The organism is Stenotrophomonas sp. NPDC077659, assembly GCF_050268705.1.
GTDB lineage: Bacteria > Pseudomonadota > Gammaproteobacteria > Xanthomonadales > Xanthomonadaceae > Stenotrophomonas.
On sequence record NZ_JBNNHG010000069.1, the window covers coordinates 1 to 18,043 of the forward strand.

General features: G+C 68.3%; 17 protein-coding genes, 1 pseudogene and 2 riboswitches. Of the genes and pseudogenes, 9 read left to right on the forward strand and 9 right to left on the reverse strand.

Going from position 1 to position 18,043, the window contains the following annotated elements; all coding sequences use genetic code 11:
- Positions 1 to 44 precede the first annotated feature (44 nt).
- The 4 genes and pseudogenes from ACQKDV_RS11460 to ACQKDV_RS11475 form a co-directional block, all read left to right on the forward strand.
- Positions 45 to 1,004: pseudogene (locus tag ACQKDV_RS11460) on the forward strand (topoisomerase C-terminal repeat-containing protein); the annotation flags it as partial.
- A 177-nt stretch (positions 1,005 to 1,181) separates the two neighbouring features.
- Entirely contained in the window at positions 1,182 to 1,772 is a 591-nt protein-coding gene (locus tag ACQKDV_RS11465; RefSeq protein WP_427783866.1) for a Sua5/YciO/YrdC/YwlC family protein, read from the forward strand.
- Positions 1,773 to 1,815: 43 nt separating this feature from the next.
- Positions 1,816 to 2,523: a DUF4124 domain-containing protein gene (locus ACQKDV_RS11470; protein ID WP_427783867.1), complete on the forward strand. Its 708-nt coding sequence runs from the start codon at positions 1,816 to 1,818 to the stop codon at positions 2,521 to 2,523.
- A 104-nt stretch (positions 2,524 to 2,627) separates the two neighbouring features.
- The gene (locus ACQKDV_RS11475; RefSeq protein WP_427783868.1) at positions 2,628 to 3,359 is read left to right on the forward strand and encodes a hypothetical protein; all 732 of its coding nucleotides are present in this window, start codon (positions 2,628 to 2,630) and stop codon (positions 3,357 to 3,359) included.
- Between the two features lie 159 nt (positions 3,360 to 3,518).
- On the opposite strand, the gene ACQKDV_RS11480 is transcribed toward ACQKDV_RS11475, so the two are convergent.
- Positions 3,519 to 4,295, reverse strand: a complete 777-nt coding sequence (locus tag ACQKDV_RS11480) for an SDR family oxidoreductase (RefSeq protein ID WP_427783869.1) — start codon at positions 4,293 to 4,295, stop codon at positions 3,519 to 3,521.
- Positions 4,296 to 4,406: 111 nt separating this feature from the next.
- Here ACQKDV_RS11480 and ACQKDV_RS11485 point away from each other — a divergent pair, with 111 nt between their 5' ends.
- Positions 4,407 to 4,613 (forward strand): hypothetical protein, encoded by a 207-nt coding sequence (locus tag ACQKDV_RS11485; RefSeq protein WP_427783870.1) that lies wholly within the window; start codon positions 4,407 to 4,409, stop codon positions 4,611 to 4,613.
- A 136-nt stretch (positions 4,614 to 4,749) separates the two neighbouring features.
- Here the strand turns inward: ACQKDV_RS11485 and sppA are convergent, their stop codons facing one another.
- The 4 genes from sppA to ACQKDV_RS11505 form a co-directional block, all read right to left on the reverse strand.
- Complete coding sequence (gene sppA / locus ACQKDV_RS11490; protein WP_427783871.1) at positions 4,750 to 6,672, reverse strand: signal peptide peptidase SppA; 1,923 nt, start codon at positions 6,670 to 6,672, stop codon at positions 4,750 to 4,752.
- Between the two features lie 115 nt (positions 6,673 to 6,787).
- Positions 6,788 to 8,152 (reverse strand): MATE family efflux transporter, encoded by a 1,365-nt coding sequence (locus ACQKDV_RS11495; RefSeq protein WP_427783872.1) that lies wholly within the window; start codon positions 8,150 to 8,152, stop codon positions 6,788 to 6,790.
- A 320-nt stretch (positions 8,153 to 8,472) separates the two neighbouring features.
- Positions 8,473 to 9,048: a DUF3106 domain-containing protein gene (locus tag ACQKDV_RS11500; RefSeq protein ID WP_427783873.1), complete on the reverse strand. Its 576-nt coding sequence runs from the start codon at positions 9,046 to 9,048 to the stop codon at positions 8,473 to 8,475.
- A complete protein-coding gene (locus ACQKDV_RS11505; RefSeq protein WP_427783874.1) occupies positions 9,041 to 10,036 on the reverse strand; it encodes a hypothetical protein in 996 nt (331 codons plus the stop codon). Before ACQKDV_RS11505 ends, ACQKDV_RS11500 begins: the two co-directional genes overlap by 8 nt.
- 414 nt (positions 10,037 to 10,450) lie before the next feature.
- Here ACQKDV_RS11505 and ACQKDV_RS11510 point away from each other — a divergent pair, with 414 nt between their 5' ends.
- Positions 10,451 to 12,628: a primosomal protein N' gene (locus ACQKDV_RS11510; protein ID WP_427783875.1), complete on the forward strand. Its 2,178-nt coding sequence runs from the start codon at positions 10,451 to 10,453 to the stop codon at positions 12,626 to 12,628.
- 54 nt (positions 12,629 to 12,682) lie between these two features.
- On the opposite strand, the gene ACQKDV_RS11515 is transcribed toward ACQKDV_RS11510, so the two are convergent.
- A complete protein-coding gene (locus ACQKDV_RS11515; RefSeq protein ID WP_427783876.1) occupies positions 12,683 to 13,303 on the reverse strand; it encodes a glutathione S-transferase family protein in 621 nt (206 codons plus the stop codon).
- A gap of 79 nt (positions 13,304 to 13,382) precedes the next feature.
- Here ACQKDV_RS11515 and ACQKDV_RS11520 point away from each other — a divergent pair, with 79 nt between their 5' ends.
- Entirely contained in the window at positions 13,383 to 13,574 is a 192-nt protein-coding gene (locus tag ACQKDV_RS11520; RefSeq protein ID WP_427783877.1) for a hypothetical protein, read from the forward strand.
- 34 nt (positions 13,575 to 13,608) lie between these two features.
- Here the strand turns inward: ACQKDV_RS11520 and ACQKDV_RS11525 are convergent, their stop codons facing one another.
- Positions 13,609 to 14,385, reverse strand: coding sequence for an NYN domain-containing protein (locus tag ACQKDV_RS11525; RefSeq protein ID WP_427783882.1), 777 nt, complete (start codon positions 14,383 to 14,385; stop codon positions 13,609 to 13,611).
- A gap of 108 nt (positions 14,386 to 14,493) precedes the next feature.
- On the opposite strand from ACQKDV_RS11525, the gene ACQKDV_RS11530 reads away from it, so the two are divergent.
- The gene (locus ACQKDV_RS11530; protein ID WP_427783878.1) at positions 14,494 to 15,771 is read left to right on the forward strand and encodes an NAD(P)/FAD-dependent oxidoreductase; all 1,278 of its coding nucleotides are present in this window, start codon (positions 14,494 to 14,496) and stop codon (positions 15,769 to 15,771) included.
- Between the two features lie 495 nt (positions 15,772 to 16,266).
- Here the strand turns inward: ACQKDV_RS11530 and ACQKDV_RS11535 are convergent, their stop codons facing one another.
- Together ACQKDV_RS11535 and ACQKDV_RS11540 are read right to left on the reverse strand one after the other, a co-directional pair.
- On the reverse strand, positions 16,267 to 16,680 hold the full coding sequence (locus ACQKDV_RS11535; RefSeq protein ID WP_427783879.1) for a hypothetical protein: 414 nt from the start codon (positions 16,678 to 16,680) through the stop codon (positions 16,267 to 16,269).
- Between the two features lie 73 nt (positions 16,681 to 16,753).
- On the reverse strand, positions 16,754 to 17,029 hold the full coding sequence (locus tag ACQKDV_RS11540) for a GIY-YIG nuclease family protein (RefSeq protein ID WP_427783880.1): 276 nt from the start codon (positions 17,027 to 17,029) through the stop codon (positions 16,754 to 16,756).
- A gap of 40 nt (positions 17,030 to 17,069) precedes the next feature.
- Positions 17,070 to 17,159, forward strand: a riboswitch (glycine riboswitch).
- A gap of 13 nt (positions 17,160 to 17,172) precedes the next feature.
- A riboswitch (glycine riboswitch) is annotated at positions 17,173 to 17,278 on the forward strand.
- Positions 17,279 to 17,360: 82 nt separating this feature from the next.
- Between ACQKDV_RS11540 and ACQKDV_RS11545 the strand changes: the two genes are divergently transcribed.
- Positions 17,361 to 17,978 carry a trimeric intracellular cation channel family protein gene (locus tag ACQKDV_RS11545; protein ID WP_427783881.1) on the forward strand — a complete coding sequence of 206 codons (618 nt, stop codon included), beginning with the start codon at positions 17,361 to 17,363 and terminating at the stop codon, positions 17,976 to 17,978.
- Positions 17,979 to 18,043: the final 65 nt, after the last annotated feature.

Here is an 18,043-nt window from a genome sequence, read left to right on the forward strand (position 1 = left end):
GGTGCCCGATGCACCGCGTGGTCGGCGATAATGGGCCATGAACGCGCAACGCTCCGGAAATGGAAGGCCGCAGTTTCCGCCCGTCCGACGTGGGCCGTGCGGTGTCCAAGTTCCTGTCCAGCCACTTCACCCAGTACGTGGATTACGACTTCACCGCCAGGCTTGAGGACGAGCTCGATGCCGTCTCGCGCGGCGAGGAAGAGTGGATCCCGCTGATGGCCCGCTTCTGGGAGCCGTTCAAGGAGCTGGTGGAAGACAAGAAGGAATCGGTCGACCGCGCCGAGGCCAGCGGTGCCCGCGAACTGGGTACCGACCCCAAGACCGGCAAGCCGGTCAGCGTGCGCCTGGGCCGATTCGGGCCGTACGCGGCCATCGGCAGCACCGCCGAGGACGCCGAGGAAAAGCCGAAGTTCGCCTCGCTGCGCCCCGGCCAGTCGATGCACACCATCTCCCTGGAAGACGCGCTGGAACTGTTCCTGATGCCGCGTGCGCTGGGTGAGGACAATGGCGAGCCGGTCAGCGTCGGCATCGGCCGCTTCGGACCGTTTGCCAAGCGCGGCAGCACCTATGCCTCGCTGAAGAAGGAAGACGACCCGTACACCATCGACCTGGCCCGTGCCGTGTTCCTGGTTGAAGAGAAGGAAGAGATCGCGCGCAACCGGATCATCAAGGAATTCGACGGCAGCGACATCCAGGTGCTGAACGGCCGTTTCGGCCCGTACATCAGCGACGGCAGGATGAATGGCAAGATCCCCAAGGATCGCGAGCCGGCATCGCTGACCCTGGCGGAAGTGCAGCAGCTGATGGAAGAAACCGGCAAGCCGGTGCGCAAGGGCTTCGGCGCCAAGAAGGCGGCTGCGAAGAAGGCCCCCGCCAAGAAGGCGGCGGTGAAGAAGGAAGCCGCACCGAAGAAGGCCGCCGCCAAGAAAGCGCCTGCAAAGAAAGCTGCCAAGAAGGCCGTGAAAAAGGCAGTCAAAAAGGCAGTGAAAAAGGCCGCCAAGTAGATCCACGCCATGCGTGGATGATCTGCCAGGATGTGCGGACCAACGGTCCGCACCCACCGCAGCAAGGATGAAGGGTAGTGCCGGCCGCTGGCCGGCAGCCCGGGCAATGCACATGCCGGCCGACGGCCGGCACTACCGGCCGCCCCCACCACCCCTTCTGCACGCATCGGGGGGATAATGAAGCCCCACGTCGGGCCGGTCTTCCCCATGAAAGAACTCACCCTCGATACTGCTGTGGCCACGCTGCGCGCCGGGGGCGTGATCGCTTACCCGACCGAGGCGGTGTGGGGCCTGGGCTGCGATCCCGCGCATGAGGCGGCGGTACACATGGTGCTGCGCCTGAAGCAGCGCCCGGTCGAAAAGGGCATGATCCTGGTCGCCGCCGACCTGCCGCAGCTGGAAGGCTGGGTCCGCCTGGAGGCGCTGCCCGACGCCCGCCAGCGCGCGGTGCTGGCCAGCTGGCCCGGCGCCAACACGTGGATCCTGCCGGCCGGCCCACGGGCACGCAGCTGGGTCACCGGCGAACACAGCGGCATTGCCGTGCGCATCAGTGCCCACCCGCTGGTGGAAGCGCTGTGCCGCGCCTGGGGCGGGCCGCTGGTGTCCACCAGCGCGAACCTGGCCGGTGAGCCACCGGCGCGCAGCCGCGAAGAACTGGACCCGCGCCTGCTGCGGTTGCTCGACGGCCTCCTCGATGGCCAGACCGGCGGCCTGGCCCAGCCGACGCCCATCCGCGACGCGCTCAGCGGCAGCATCCTGCGTTCCTGATGCGTCGATTGCAGTGCCGCGGCAATTCGCGCAGGCTGCAGCCATGAACCTGCTGCGCCCTGCCCTCTGCCTGGCTCTGTCGATGCCCGTGGTGGCCTTCGCTGCCGATGACGTGCGGGTGTACCGCTGCGTGGGCAGCAATGGCGGGGTTGCCCTGCAGGACACCCCCTGCAGCAGCGGCCGCCAGGAGGTGCGCGACCTGCAGCGCCCGCGCGACCCGCCGCCGCGTGCAGTCAGCACCGATACCCCACCGCCGACGCCCGCAGCGACGCCGGACATGGGCGTGCGCGAGGTCCGCCACGTCTACATCCAGCCGCCGCAGCCGATGTACGAGTGCGTGCGCGAGGACGGCAGCCGCTACACCAGCGACAACAACGAAGGCAATCCGCGTTGGGTGCCCGTATGGACCACGGTCTGGTATCCGCAGGGACCCATCGGCGGGCCGCGCCCGCGACCGCCCGGCCCGGGCCCCGGTGGCGGCGCCATCGGCATCGGGCCGCCGCACGGCGGTGCCGGTATTCCCGTACAGCGGCCCTCGCTTGGCCATGGGGTGAGCGTGCCCGGCGGCAACGTGCTGGTGCGCGATGCCTGCACCATGTTGCCGGCCCAGGAAGTCTGCTCACGCCTGCGCGACCGCCGCTGGGAACTGGACCGCCGCTACAACAGCGCCCTGCAGAGCGAACGCACCGCGATCAGCAACGAACAACGCGGCATCGACGCACGCCTGTCGCAGGATTGCAGCGGCGGTTGAGGGCTTTGCCTTGGTAGATGCCCACCTTGGTGGGCGCTGGCAAACAGCGGTGCCAACCAAGGTTGGCATCTACCGGACAGTGGCCGCTGCTGTAGGCTTCAAGCATGAAGAAACTGATCTGGCTGGCCCTGTCCCTGCTGCCCGGTGCCGCTGCGGCCGAGGAGATGGTGATCTACCGCTGCACCGGCAGCAGCGATGTTCCCACCGTGCAGCGCACGCCCTGTTCGGCCGGCATGAAGCAGGAGATCGTGAAGCTGCCCGGCTCCGCGCAGTCGACGCCGGCTGCGGCCCCCGCAGCCGCTCCCAGGCCAGCGCCGGTCGCCGCCGACCCTGCGCCTGCAGCACCCACCGCCGCGACGCCGGACGCTCCCACACCGCCACGCGCGGGCCAGGAACGCATCATCAGCGAGGCCTACATGGTCGAGCGCGATGGCGGCGATGCCATCCTCGACAGCGCCCTGCTGCCCCGCGCCGGTGATGACAGGGTCGATGAAAACGCGCCGCCCAAGCCACCGCTGCCACCGATCTTCCAGTGCCTGGATTCACAGGGCGGGCAGTACCTGCACGAGTACGAGGCTGCGCCGGGCCGCTGCGAGTTGATGACCGTCAGCGGCCTGGGCGGTGCCACCCCGGTCAATGCCGCCAGCTGTGAGGTGGTCACTGACCGCTGCAGTGAAGTGGCCGAGGCCCAGCGCTGTGGCAGCTGGCAGCAGCAGTTCCGCACTGCACGCGGCAGCGAGCGCTTTGCCTCGGCGGAGAACCGCGACGCCGCCCGCGCCGAGCGCGAGCGCCTGCAGGCGGTACTGGCTGCGAGTGATTGCCGGGTACCGGATTAGGTACCGCAAGCCTGGTAGCGCCGGCCGCTGGCCGGCGGCGGGTCGGTCCATCTGCTGCCGGCCAGCGGCCGGCACTACCGATGAAGGGTCAGCCCCGGTTATCGCGCGATGCCGCCTTGGTAGCGCCGGCCGCTGGCCGGCGGCGGGTCGGTGATGGGGTCAGAACCCGTAACGCAGGAAGCCGCCGTCCACGGCAATGCACTCGCCGGTGACATAACTCGATGCTGGAAGGCACAGGAAGCCCACCGCTGCCGCCACTTCCTCGGGCTCACCGATGCGGCGCATCGGCGTGCGCGCGATCACTTCGTCGTAGTAATCGGCATCAGACAACGGCCCGGAGGTGCGCCGTGTGCGGATGTACCACGGCGCCACCGCGTTCACGCGGATGCCGTCCTCGGCCCACTCCACCGCCAGATTTCGGGTCATCTGGTGCATCGCCGCCTTGGTCATGCCGTACACCACGCCGCTGCGTACATGGGTCAGGCCGGACACGCTGCCGACATTGACGATGGCCGACGAGGCATGCCGGGCCAGCAGCGGGTGCGCATAGCGCGACAGCTCGAACGCCGAGAACAGATTGGTCTCGAAGATCTGCCGCCATTCGTCCTCGGAGTACTCGGTGGCCGCCTTGGTGACATTGCCACCGGCGTTGTTGACCAGGATGTGCAGGCCATCACTGTGGTCCTCCACCCAGTCCAGGATCTGCCGACGGTCCTCGTCGTCGGAGACATCGGCGGCCAACGCATGCACCTGCATCTGCGGATGCTCGTCCAGCAGTTCGTCGCGCGCGGTTTCCAGCATGTCGATGTCGCGGCCGACGATCATCAGATCGGCACCGAAACCGGCCAGTTCATGTGCGATCGCCAGGCCGATGCCGGCGCTGGCGCCGGTGATCAGGGCCGTCTGCCCGTCCAGACGCCACCGTTGCTGGGTCATGTGTTCTCCGGGGCCGCGCCCGCTGCATTTTGATGCCGCAAGGATACGCGTCACAGCAGGCCGTTGCCGACAATGCGACACTGCCCCCATCGTCCGCCCAGGAGCACCACCATGCGTCTGCTGATTCCCGTCTGCCTGTCGGTCGCGCTGCTGGCCGGGTGCCAGAAGCCGGCCCCGCCCAACCCCGAAAAGCCGCCGGAGCCGCAGGCGCTGGCCAAGGCCATCAACCCGCCGCTGGACCGCGCCAAGGGCGTGCAGCAGACGCTGGATGAAGGTGCAGAGCGCGAGCGCAAAGCCGAGGCTGAGGCGACTCAGTGATGGGTGGGCGGTAGCGCCGGGCCAAGCCCGGCGAGCGCGAAGCGCGGCCGTCTGCATCCGCCGGGCGTGGCCCGGCGCTACCAGAAACAAAAACGCCCGGCCGAAGCCGGGCGTTCTCATTGACGGCAAGCGCCGGTCAGAACCCGCAGAAGCAGTACGCCAGTGCCTTCACCGGGGCACCGTTGCCCTTCTCGCGCGCGGCGTTCTCGACGAAGCGCAGCTGGGTATCCACTTCCGGCATCGTGCGCGCCAGCATCATCCGCGCCATGCCTGAATCGGCCAGCATCCAGGCACCGGCATGGCTGCCGGCAAACCCGCTGACGAACTGCGCGAACGGCGTGGCCGGCTTTTCGATGTAACGCACGCGGTACTTCTCTTCATTGCCCAGCTTGGCACGGCTGGCGGCATCGGCCACCGCGTCCTTCATGCCACCGAAGGCATCGACCAGGCCGCGCTCCTTGGCCTGCGCACCACTCCAGACGCGGCCACGGGCCACTTCGTCGATGGCCTCGACCGGCTTCCTGCGGGCCTCGGCCACGCGACCGGTGAAGTCGGCATAGCCCTTGTTGATCACCGACTGGATGACCTGGCCCACGGCCGGGTCCATCGGACGGGTGACATCGAAGGCACCGGCAAAGCGGGTCGTGCCCACGCCATCGGTATGCACGCCGAACTTGTCCAGCGCGCGGCTGAAGTTGGGGATCATGCCGAAGATGCCGATCGAACCGGTGATGGTCGACGGGTCGGCATAGATGCGATCGGCGTTCATGCTGATCCAGTAACCACCGGAGGCGGCCAGGTCGCCCATCGACACCACCACCGGCTTGCCGGCGGCCTGCAGGGCCACCACTTCGCGGCGGATCTGCTCGGAGGCGAACACTTCACCGCCCGGCGAATCCACACGCAGGACCACCGCCTTGACCTGGTCATCATCGCGCGCGGCGCGCAGCAGCGCCGAGGTCGATTCGCCACCGATGCGGCCGGCCGGCAGGTCACCGCCGCTGATCTCACCAGAGGCCACCACCACGGCCACCTGCGGACGGGTGTCCACCGGGTTGCGGCGCGCATCGAGCTGGCCCATGTAGGACGCGAAATCGATGTTGCGGAAACCGCCGTCGGCGTCTTCATCGGCCACGCCGCGCTCGATCATCAGATCCTCGAATTCCTCGCGGGTCTTCAGCGCGGTCACCAGCTTCTGCTGCAGGGCGAACTTGGCCAGGTCACCACCGGCCGCCGCCACGCCTTCGGGCAGGGTGTCGATGCCTGCGGCCAGCTGTGCCGGATCCAGGCGGCGCGCCTTGGCGATGTCGCCCAGGTAGCGCTGCCACACGTCGTTCATCCAGAACAGATCGGCTTCCTTGGACGCCGGCGAGGCCGCATCCAGCACGTACGGTTCGGCGGCGGACTTGTACTCGCCCACCTTGAACAGGTGCACGTCCACGCCCAGCTTGTCCTGCAGGCCGGTGCGGAAATACTGGCGGTAGCGGCCCAGGCCTTCCAGCACCACCGACCCCATCGGGTCCAGGTAGACCTCGTCGGCCTGCGCGGCCAGCAGGTACTGCGACTGGCCCATGCTCTGGCTGAAGGCCACGATCTGCTTGCCCGAGGCGCGCAGATCCTGCAGCGCACCGGCCACTTCACGCAGCGAAGCGAAACCGGACGGCTGCAGCTTGTCCAGTTCCAGCACGACACGTTCGATCTTCTTGTCGGTCTTGGCCGACTCGATGACGCGCAGCAGGTCGCGCAGCTGCACTTCCTCGGCACCGTTGTCGCCCACGGCCTTGGCCAGCGCGCGGCTGACCGGGTCGGCGCTGTACTGCTCGACCAGCCGGCCTTCAGGCGCGATCACCAGGGTGGTGCGGTCCTGCAGGGATTTGCTGCCGCCGGCACTCATGCCCGCAGCGATGATGAACATCACCACCACCAACAGCAGCAGCCCGAAGAACACCAGGTTGAGGATCAGCCTGCGGGTGAAATTCATCACGTCCCACAGCCCGATGAAGAAACTGGCGACGGGATTGCGATGCGCCGGGGGCAGCGGGGGCACGGGTTGGTTCATGGAGCGCTCCGGATGGCTTCTTGCCGTGGTAACAGCATAGCCGGTGCCGCGTGAGGTGGCATCGGACACAAGTCAGGGGATCGCCCGTCACGGTCTGTCGTGACGGGCGCAACGATCATTCCAGGGCCGACTGGCCGATGCGCAGGCTGCTGCGACGCAGGCGCCAGCCCATCAGGATGGCGGCAGCGGTCAGGCCGACGATCAGGCCGATCCACATGCCCTGCGGGCCCATGCCCAGGCCGAGGCCAAGCCCGGCACCGAGCGGCATGCCCAGGCCCCAATAGGCGAACATGGCGATGAACATCGGCACGCGCGTGTCCTTCAGCCCGCGCAGCGCGCCGGCCGACAGCACCTGGATGCCATCGGGGAACTGGAAGGTGGCCGCGTACAGCAGCAGCGTCGAGGCCAGCCCGGCCACGGCCAGGTCATTGGTGTAGACACCGACGATGGCATCGTGGCCGAACAGCAGCACCGCCGCCGACAACGTCTGCGTGCCCATGATGATCGCGTAGCCGGCCCAGGCCGCGCGGCGCACGCCGAAGCCATCGCCACGGCCGACCGCATGACCCACGCGCACGGTGGTGGCCTCGGCCACGCCCATCGGGATCATGAAGCACAGCTGCGCCACGTTGATCGCGATCTGGTGCGCGGCCGCTTCGTTGGCACCGAGGCGGCCGATCAGCAGCGCGGTGACGATGAACAGGCCGCCTTCCATCAGCACGGTGATGCCGATCGGCAGACCGGTGCGCAGCAGGTCCCGGATGGCCGCCGGGCGCGGGCCTTCGAAGTGCGAGAACAGCTGCAGGTGGGCGAAGCGCTTGGTGAACCACAGATACGTGGCGAAGGCGATGGCCTGCAGCCACATCATCACCGCCGAGGCGATGCCCAGGCCTTCGGCGCCCATTTCCGGGAAGCCGAGCTTGCCATTGGCCAGCACGTAGCCCAGTGGTGCCAGCACCAGCAGACCGCCGAAGCCGAGCAGCATGGTCGGCAACGTCCAGTGCATGCCCTCGCTGAGGTAGCGCATGCAGAAGTACAGGGTCAGCGCGGGGCCGCCCCAGCGCACCGCGTGCAGGAAGGCCGTGGCCCCCGGCACGATGTCCGGGGCGATGCCGAAGGCCGGCAGCAGCGGCGGCACCACGGTGAGGAAGGTGAACATGATCAAGCCCAGGCCCAGCGCCAGCCACAGCGCCTGGCGGAACAGCGGGCCAATTTCGCGCTCGCGGCCGGCGCCGTGCAGCTGCGACACCGAGGCGGTGAGCGAGATGAGGGTGCCGATCGGGATCAGCATCGGCAGCCACAACAGGGCCGTGCCGATGGTGACCGCGGCCAGCGTGGCCGTGGCGTGGTGGCCGGCAATGACGTTGTCGACGAAGGAGATCAGACCGGTGGATACATGGCCCAGCACCAAAGGCAGGGCGAGCAGACCGGTCGCGCCGACTTCCTTGCTGAAGCGCGGCGTGGAGGTTGCAGTAGACATGGAAATACGGAACGCCAACTACGGTTGCGCGCGAAGGGCACAGGCACCGGGTTGGGGCCGGCTATTTTACGGCCAAACGATCCCGCACCGCTCGCGGGTAGAGTCGACCGTTGGTCGACTGCACGTCGTTCTGGCCGTGCAAAAATCTCCGGGCGTTGCGCGGGTAGAGTCGACCGTTGGTCGACTACCGCGCGCAGCGCGCGGGTCTTTTCCGGCACAGAGCAGTCGACCAACAGTCGACTCTACCCCGCCAGATCCCCGTCAAATCCCGGCGATTCCACGCCCATTGCCCATCAAATCCCCGCCGATCCCCTCCGGTGTTACTGCCCAGCCTGGCGCTTGAGCCAGGCATCGCGTTCGGCGGGCGGCACGGCGAGGAAGGCACTACGCACGGCATCACGCTCCTGCGGCGGGGTGCGCTGGGCAACCAGTGTCAATTGCGTCAACTGCGCATCAGTGAGCTGGCGCAGCACGACCAGCGCGGTCTCGCGCTGTTCCGGCGGCACCAGGCCGAACAGACCGTGCAGCTTGGGAAACTGCATGCCCAGCCGCGGACCGAGCCGCCAACCATCGCGGAACGACTGGTCCTGGGCCTGGAACTGCTCGCGCAGGCGCTGCTGCTGCGCAGCCGGCAGCGCGGCAAAGCGGGCAGCGGCCTGGCGGATGCGGTCGCGCTCGCCTTCCGGCAGGGCCTTAAACGCGGCGTAGTCGGCCCGACGCTGGCGCTGCTGCTCCGGACGAAGCTGGGCAAAGGCGGGCGGCGAGCGGGTATCGGCCATCGGTGCTGGCGTTGTACCCGGCGCTGGCGGCGGCAGCGGCACTTCCAGCGACGGCGGCGCGGCAGACAGCGACAGCGGCAGGGCCAGCACCAGGCCGGCAAACAGGAACTTATTCATCAGCAGCGGTTTCCAGCGCAGCGCCCACCGGCTCGGGGCGGGTCGGCTTGGGTTCGGATTCATCCACCGGCAGCGGGCCGCCCGCGGCGCTCCACGCATACAGGTCGGCGTCGGCGGCCAGCGGATAGTCGCGGTCGGCCAGCATGGCGGCGTCCTCGGCCGCGTGGCCATCGGCGGCAGCGGTCGGCTGCACCTCGCTGGCCGGCAGCGATTGGACGGTGACAGGGCCGGCCTCGGCGACCACGCCTTCCGGCAGCGGCGCATCGCTGGCCGTCGCGTGGTGCTGCCAGTAGCGCCAGCCCAGGGCGGCCGCCAGCAGCACCGCCACCGTCACCAGCAGGATGGCCGGGCCGCGCCAGCGCGGCGCACCGCTGTTGGGGCGGCGGCGCTTGGGCGCGCTGCGCTCGTCGCGCTCCGGCGTGCGCCAGCTGGCAGTAGGAGGCTGGTTGTTCGTGGCCGGTGCCGAGGGCTGCTGCAGCTGCTGCAGGCGCTTGGCCGGCAGATCGCGGATGCGCAGCTGCACCTGTTCGGCCAGGCCGCGCCACGCCGCTGCATCGGGCTGGCCGTGGGCATCGCGCGGGCAGGCGGCGGCCAGCAGCTGCTGGTAGCCGTCTTCATCGATGTCCAGCACGCGGGTGGCAATGCCTTCATCCAGGCTGCCACCGACCCGCAGCAGCAGGGCCAGGCGCGGCAGCGGCGGCATGTCGCCCAGGGCAGCCAGTGACGGCGGCCACTGCGCGGCAGCCGGCTCGCGCAGCGCCTGGCGCTGGCCCAGCAGGGTCCAGAAACGGGTCGGCCACTGCGCCATCGGCAGGTCGCTGGCCACGGCGGAGAAAGCGCGCATCACCGCGACCAGGGTCTGCTCGGCGCGGGCGGGGTCACCGCACTGCAGCTCGGCAACCACCAGCGCGCGGCGTTCGACGCCACGCAGGAACGCCGACAGCGCGCCGGCCGCGGTCGAGGAAACAGGGGCGGGCACAGCCGTCATCGGTTACTCCAAAGGTCTGCGGGCATGATAGCGGCAGCCCATCGGCGGCCGGCAGGACTTGCGCCCACGGGCACTTCGTGCTGCAGGTTGTGCACAGCATCAATGCGGTGCCGGGTCGATTCGTTGTGAAGCCGCAGATTCACCTTGTTTCAGCAATGTTTCACAATCAGGCCATTGATTTTATTGATGTTTTATGTATGGCTATTTTTTGACCAACCCGAGTGTAAAGCCGTCGCCATCGGCCTCACACGCCCCCGTCGACCGGTAACGCACAACGTTATCCACAGAAGATGTGGATAAGACTGAATCTCTAATAGCCACCGATATTTAGGTGACATTTATGATTGCGCGGCAGGCGGGGGCGACGCGATCGCCTCTGCCTTTGGCCCCCGCCCTGCCCGTTACACTGCCCTCATGCTCGACCCCATCCCGACCCTGCAGGTCGCCCTGCCCGTCCCGCTGCCGCGCCTGTTCGACTACCTTCCCCCGGAAGGTCCGGGCCCGGCCGTGCCGGTCGGCTGCCGCCTGAAGGTGCCGTTCGGCAACCGCGAGCTGGTAGGCATGGTGGCCGGCCAGGGCCAGGTGGACGATGGCCAGGGCCTGCGCCAGGCGCTGGCCTGGTGCGATCCGCAGCCACTGCTGCAGGGCGAGCTGTGGCAAAGCCTGCAGTGGCTGGCCCGCTACACCCATTCACCATTGGGCGAAGTGGTGAACACCGCCCTGCCCGGCCCGCTGCGGCACGGCGAGGCCCTGCCCGAGACCCATCACTGGGGCTGGCAGCTGACCGCCGCCGGCCAGGCCCAGCGCGAAAAGCTGCGCGCCGGCACCCGCCCGCGGCAACTGGCCGAGCTGCTGGGCGAAGCCGTGGTCGACGAAGACGTACTGGGCGCGCGGATGGAGGACTGGCGCACCGCCGCACGCAGCCTGGCCAAACGCGAGCTGGCCGAGCGCGTGGCCCTGAGCGTGGCGCCCCAGCATGCGCAGCCCCTGCCCGGCCCCACCCCCAACCCGGAACAGGCCGAGGCCGTGGCCGCGATCACCGCTGCCGACGGCTTCCATGCCTTCCTGCTGGACGGGGTGACCGGCAGCGGCAAGACCGAGGTCTACCTGCAGGCCATCATCCACTGCCTGGCCCAGGGCAAACAGGCGCTGGTGCTGGTGCCGGAAATCGGCCTGACCCCGCAGACCCTGGCGCGCTTCCGTGGGCGACTCGGCATCGCGGTGCACGCGCTGCATTCGGGCTTGAATGACAACGAACGCGCGCGCGTCTGGGCCGCGGCTTCGCGCGGCGAGGCGCGGGTGATCGTCGGCACCCGGTCGGCGGTGTTCACCCCGCTGCCGCAGGCCGGCCTGCTGATCGTCGACGAGGAACACGACGGCAGCTACAAGCAGCAGGACGGCATCCGCTACCACGCCCGCGATTTCGCCCTCGTGCGGGCCAAGGCGCTGGGCATCCCGGTGCTGCTGGGCAGCGCCACGCCCTCGCTGGAAACCCTGCACAACGCCTATGCCGGCCGCTACACCCACCTGCGCCTGAAGCAGCGCGCCGGTGATGCTCAGCCACCACGCGTGCGCATCCTCGATGTGCGCAAGCGGCCGCTGCACGATGGCCTCTCCGCCGATGTGCTGGCCGGTATCGGCGAACACCTGCAGCGTGGCCAGCAGGTGCTGGTGTTCAAGAACCGCCGTGGCTACGCGCCGGTACTGCTGTGCCACGACTGCGGCTGGACCGCGCCATGCCAGCGCTGCGATGCGCCGATGACCGTGCACGGCGGCGGCCGTCGCCTGCAGTGCCACCACTGCGGTGCGCGGCAGCCGGCGCCCCTGGCCTGCCCGGCCTGTGGCAGCCTCGCGTTGCAGCCGCAGGGCATCGGCACCGAGCGCCTGGAAGAGCACCTGGTCAGCGTCTTCGCCGACTACCCGGTGGTGCGCATCGACCGCGGCACCACCTCGAGGCGCGATGCGCTGGAACAGCAGTTGGCGAAGCTGGGCGACCAGCCCGGCATCCTGGTCGGCACGCAGATCCTGGCCAAGGGCCACGACCTGCCCAAGCTGACCCTGGTGGTGGTGGTGGGCATCGACGAAGGCCTGTTCTCGGCCGATTTCCGCGCCAGCGAGAAGCTGGCCCAGCAGCTGATCCAGGTGGCCGGCCGCGCCGGCCGCGCGCGCGACCCGGGCGAAGTGTGGCTGCAGACCCACCACCCGGGGCACCCGTTGCTGGAAATCCTGGTCAGCGGTGGCTACCACCCGTTCGCGCAGGCCGAGTTGAACCAGCGCCAGGCCGCCGGATTCCCGCCGTTCGCGCATCTGGCGCTGATGCGCGCCGAAGCGCAGCAGCTCGAACATGCCAATGCGTTCCTGCTGGCGGCGCGGCAGCTGCTGGGCGAACACAACGTCGTGGAAGCCTATGGGCCGATGCCGGCGCCGATGCCGCGCCGCGCCGGTTACCAGCGCACCCAACTGCTGCTGTCTGCGCAGCAGCGGCCGCCACTGCACGGCGTGCTGGCCCAGCTGGTGCCGCAGCTGTATGCACTGCCGGAGGCGCGCAAGGTGCGCTGGTCACTGGATGTGGATCCGACGGATCTGTATTGAGGGTTGCGTGACCGCGCCCGCCGGGCGTGGCGCTACCTTCATGGACACCGCCGCTCAGGTCAGCGGCGACATCACGCCGCGCTGGTAGGCCGGGCGCTCGCGCAGGCGGGCGTACCAATCGGCCAGGTGCGGCAGGTCCGGGCGCTGGATCGGCAGTTCATACCAGGCGTAGATCAACGAGCCCAGCGGAATGTCGCCCATCGCGAATGTCCCGCCCGACAGCCACGGCTGCTTGGCCAGAGTCGCATCGGCCATCGCCAGATAATCCCCGGCACGCACGATGGCAGCGTTGATGCGTGCTTCGTCACGGTCGGCCGGGGCGGTGCGCATGATGCCCCAGATCAGTTCGGAGTACAGCCCAGCCATCCGCGACGTGCTCCAGTCCATCCACTTCTCGGCCTGCGCGCGTTCCATCGCATCTTCGGCATACAGCGTGCCCAGCGCGTAGCGCGCGCTCAGGTAGCGCACGATGGTGTTCGATTCCCACAGCGGCAGGCCGTGGTCTTCAATCACCGGCACCAGGCTGTTGGGGTTCAGCGCCACGTACTCCGCCGACTGCGTGCCGCCATGGCTGCCGCCCACTTCGATGGATTCGTACGGCAGCCCGATTTCTTCGGCGCACCACAGCACCTTGCGGACGTTGCTGGAATTGCGCCGGCCCCAGATCTTCAACATTGCGGATTTCCCTGCCTGCAGCGGTGCGCCACGGCGGCGCGGAGACGCTACGATACGCCCATCCACAGGGAGAGACGACGTGGCTGCATGGGATGCGTTGAACTACGTTCTGCTGGCGGCAGGGCTGGTGATGCTGGCGCTGGGCTACCGCCGTTCCAGCCGCAACCTGCTGCTGTGTGCGGGGCTGTTGCTGCTGGCCTTCAACGGTGTTGAGGATTTCGCCGCCGGGTTCGCCGACGGCTATGCGGGTTCCGATTCGCGGGTGATCTGAGTCGTGGCGTCGATATGCCGGGCAGCGGCCGGCATTACCGGTTTTTCTTCGGCAGCGCGCGCACATAGGACGATTTGCCGTCCTTCTTCAGTTCGAACAGGCCGATGGCAGCCAGCAGGTCACTGAGCTTGCCATAGCCATAGTTGCGCGGATCGAACGAGGCCTGGTTGCCAATCTGGCTGCCGACCGGGCCCAGGTGCGACCAGCCATCCTCGCCCTCGGCGGCCGACACCGCGCGCCGGAGCATCTTCACCAGGCGCGTGTCGTTGCGCAGCTCCGCACTGTTCTTGCGTGGGCGCACTTCGTCGCTGGCCACCTGTCCGTTCGGCGCCTGTCCGGTCTCGGCCTCGACATCAGGCACGCTGGCGTGGGTCTGGCCCAGGGCCTCCAGGTAGGTGAACTTGGAACACGCGTTGACGAACGGCTCGGGTGTTTTCTTTTCGCCGAAGCCATACACCTTCACGCCGTCGGTCAGCAGGCGCATCACCATCGGGGTGAAATCGGCATCGCTGGACACGATGGCGAAACCATCGAGGTTGCGCGCGTACAACAGGTCCATCGCATCGATGACCATGGCCATGTCCGAGGCGTTCTTGCCCTTGCTGTAGGCGAACTGCTGGATCGGGCGGATGGCGTACTCGTGCAGCACCGATTCCCAGCCCTTCAAGCGCGGGCTTTTCCAGTTGCCGTAGGCACGGCGCACGTTGGCCACGCCATAACGGGCCACTTCGGCCAGGACTTCATCGATCTTCGAGGCCGGCGCATTGTCGGCGTCGATCAGCAGGGCGATGCGCTTTTCCGGTTCGGACATGGTTTCCTCGGTGGGCTGCAGGCTGAGCGGAGTATCACCCATGGCCGCTGGCAGCCATGTGACGTGCGATGATGCAGGGCGACATCCATCCCCCTCTGGAGTACGTCGATGAGCCGCGAGCCAGTCCCCCACCTGGTCATCATCGGCGGCGGTTTTGCGGGCCTCTGGGCCACCCGGGCCCTGGCCCGCGAGAAGATCAGGATTACCCTGCTCGACCGCCGCAACCACCACCTGTTCCAACCCCTGCTCTACCAGGTCGCCACCGCCGGCCTGTCCGCCCCCGATATCGCCGCGCCGCTGCGCCACATCCTCGGCCACCAGCGCAACGTGGAAGTGCGCTTGGGCGAGGTCGTCGCCATCGACAAGGCCACCCGCCAGGTGCAGCTGGCCGACGGCAGCACCCTGGGCTACGACAGCCTGCTGCTGGCCACCGGCGCCACCCACGCCTACTTCGGCAACGACCAGTGGGCCGGCGATGCGCCGGGCCTGAAGACCCTGGACGATGCCATCGCCCTGCGCCGCAAGCTGCTGCTGGCCTTCGAACGCGCCGAGGCCGAACCGGACCCGGCAAAGAAGGCCGCCTGGCTCAGCTTCGCGGTGGTCGGCGGCGGCCCCACGGGCGTCGAACTGGCCGGTACCCTGGCCGAGATCGCCCGCCACACCCTGCGCAACGAGTTCCGCCACATCGACCCGGCCAGCGCCAAGGTGCGCCTGGTCGAGGCCGGCCCGCGCGTGTTGTCCTCCTTCCCCGAGGTGCTCTCGCTGAAGGCACGCCGGCAGCTGGAAAAGCTGGGCGTGGAAGTGCTGACCGGCACCCCGGTCAAGGACATCGACAGCCAGGGCTTCCGGCTGGGCGAGCAGTTCGTACCCGCACGCACCGTGGTCTGGGCCGCCGGCGTGGCCGCCTCGCCGCTGGCGCGCACGCTGGATGTGCCGCTGGACCGCGCCGGCCGTGTGCAGGTGCAGCCCGACCTGACCCTGCCCGGCCACCCGGAACTGTTCGTGGCCGGCGATCTGGCCGCACTGAACCAGGCCAATGGCAAGCCGGTACCCGGCGTTGCACCGGCCGCCAAGCAGATGGGCAAGTACGTGGCCGATGTCATCCGCGCGCGCCTGCATGGCAAGCCGGCGCCGGGGCCGTTCAAGTACGCCGATTTCGGCAACCTGGCCACCATCGGCCGCATGGCCGCCATCGTGCACCTGGGCAAGCTGCAGTTGTCCGGCGTGCTGGCCTGGTGGTTCTGGCTGGCCGCGCACGTGTTCTTCCTGATCGGCTTCCGCAACCGCGTGGTGGTACTGCTGAACTGGGCGGTGGCGTACTGGAGCTACCAGCGCAGTGCGCGCATCATCTTCGGGGATGACCAGGAAGACCGGCGGCCGAGGTAGATCCACGCCATGCGTCGATGAAGTTGTAGCGCCACGCACTGACTTGCTGCAGAAGTCTTCCTTCCTCGCGGTGTCGGCAATCTGCGCGGCACTCCAGTGCCGGGTGAGCCAGATCGTGAGCGCCGTGCTGCTCAACCGCCAGCGCAGCGTGCCGTGCCGCGGCTGCTGCATCAGATGGCGGCGGGCAACCCAGTAGGCCTCCTGCTCGACCACGGGCACATTCGCTTTCCTCGCATCCCCGTCGAAGAGCTGCACGACGAAGCCCCAGGGGTTCATCCGCCGGTAGCCCGCGCGCGGTTCACTGCTGCATGCCGCCACGCCGCTGGGCTCACGGTCGGCGGGGTGCGGCCAGCCATCCACCCAGGCCAGCCCGAGCAGGTAGAGAAGGCCAGGCAGGAGCGCGATGGCGGCCACCAGCACGATGATTGAAATCCACGCTTTACTGGCAGCACCCACGGCGCTCACTCCCCAGCTGCATCCACGCATGGCGTGGATCTACTGCATCAGGCCCATTTCGTCGGCGCCCACCTGCATGTACATGAAGGCGGCGGCTTCGTCAGACATTGGCTGGCCCTGAGGAAAACTGTCGAGCCAGGCGGTGATGCGTGCATGGCGATCCTTCAACGCATCGCCCATTGCCTGCTTCTCCGCTGCGGTCGCACGCTCCTGCATCTCGTCGCGCAGCACATCATCACTGATGCCCCACTTTTCAGCGAGCGGAATCAGATCAGCCAGATCGGGCGGCACCCGGTCGCGGTACAGGTGGATAGACTCGGGCGAGGTCGGACCACGGTGCGCGGCCAGCTCTGCGGCGGTGCCGATCTGCCCTTGCTGCAGCGGCTGCGGGGTCCGGGCGCAGGCCGGCAAAACGATGCAGGCGGTGAACAGCAGCATCCAGCAGGTCTTCATCGGACTGTCCCTGTGTCGATGGGTGCGGCGATCATGGCATGCTCGGAAGGCGTCATCCACGCATGGCGTGAATCTACGGGACGGCCTCGGCCGGGGCCTGCAACCAGGCCAGCTTGCGTTCGCGCGGCTGCTGCTTGAGCTGCCATTCGGCGCGGGAGGCGGCCGAGCGGTCCGGGTACTCACGCACGGCGAGGATGCGCAGCGGCGGACGGGCCCGGGTGTAGCGCGCCCCCTTGCCGGCCAGATGGGCGGCGAAACGAGCTGCCACGTCGGTGCTGATGCCCGCGTAATAGCTGCCATCCCGGCATTCGAGCAGGTACAGGAACCACGGGACGGACGGACGGGCCATGGGGGAATTATGGCGTGCTGCACTGCAGCGGATATACTGGCGCCCGAATGCAGGAGAGAGGCGCCGCGCTGGCGCCCGCCGAAGGCGCAGGCTCCCATGATCGCTCAGGCCGGTGGGCTGGAATCCCACCAACCATGCATTCGACACGCCGAGCTGGAGAGAGGTCACCGGGCACGCCCGGCACGATCCGCCGAAGGGGCACGCGGTTCATCCCGCTGAACTCTCAGGCAAAAGGACAGCGGGAGCGGCACCGGTCGTCGTCATCCCGTCATTGTGCAGGCAGTGGCGGTATGCGCGCATGGCCGGCCCCACCGCGCCCGGAGCCTGTCCCATGCTGCTGTCCAGCATCTACCTCATTGCCATTTCCGCCGAAGCCATGACCGGCGCGCTGTCCGCCGGCCGCCGCCGCATGGACCTGTTCGGCGTGGTCATGATCGCCTGCGTCACCGCCCTTGGCGGCGGTTCGCTGCGCGACATCCTGCTCGGCCACTACCCGCTGGGCTGGGTGAAGCACCCCGAGTACCTGGGCTTCACCGTGTGCGCGGCGCTGATCGCTACCTGGGTGGCGCGCTGGATGCACCACTTCCGCCGCACCTTCCTGGTGCTCGATGGCCTGGGCCTGATCGCCTTCACCCTGATCGGCTGCTCGATCGCGCGCGAAGCCGGCCATGCCATGCCCATCGTGCTGATCGCCGGCATGCTCACCGGCGCCTTCGGCGGTGTGCTGCGCGACATCCTCTGCAACGAGGTGCCGCTGATCTTCCAGAAGGAGCTGTACGCGATCATCTCGCTGCTGACCGGCGCGGTGTATCTGTTGCTGCTGCGCTGGGGCGTGGCCGATGCCACGGCGATCCTGTGCTGCCTGGGCGGTGGCTTCGCGCTGCGCCTGCTGGCGATTCATTACCGCTGGGAAATGCCCAAGTTCGTGTACCACGACGAAGTGCATTGATCGCGCTTTGTAGAGTCGAGCCATGCTCGACTGTTCCCGGCAGAAGCAGTCGAGCATGGCTCGAC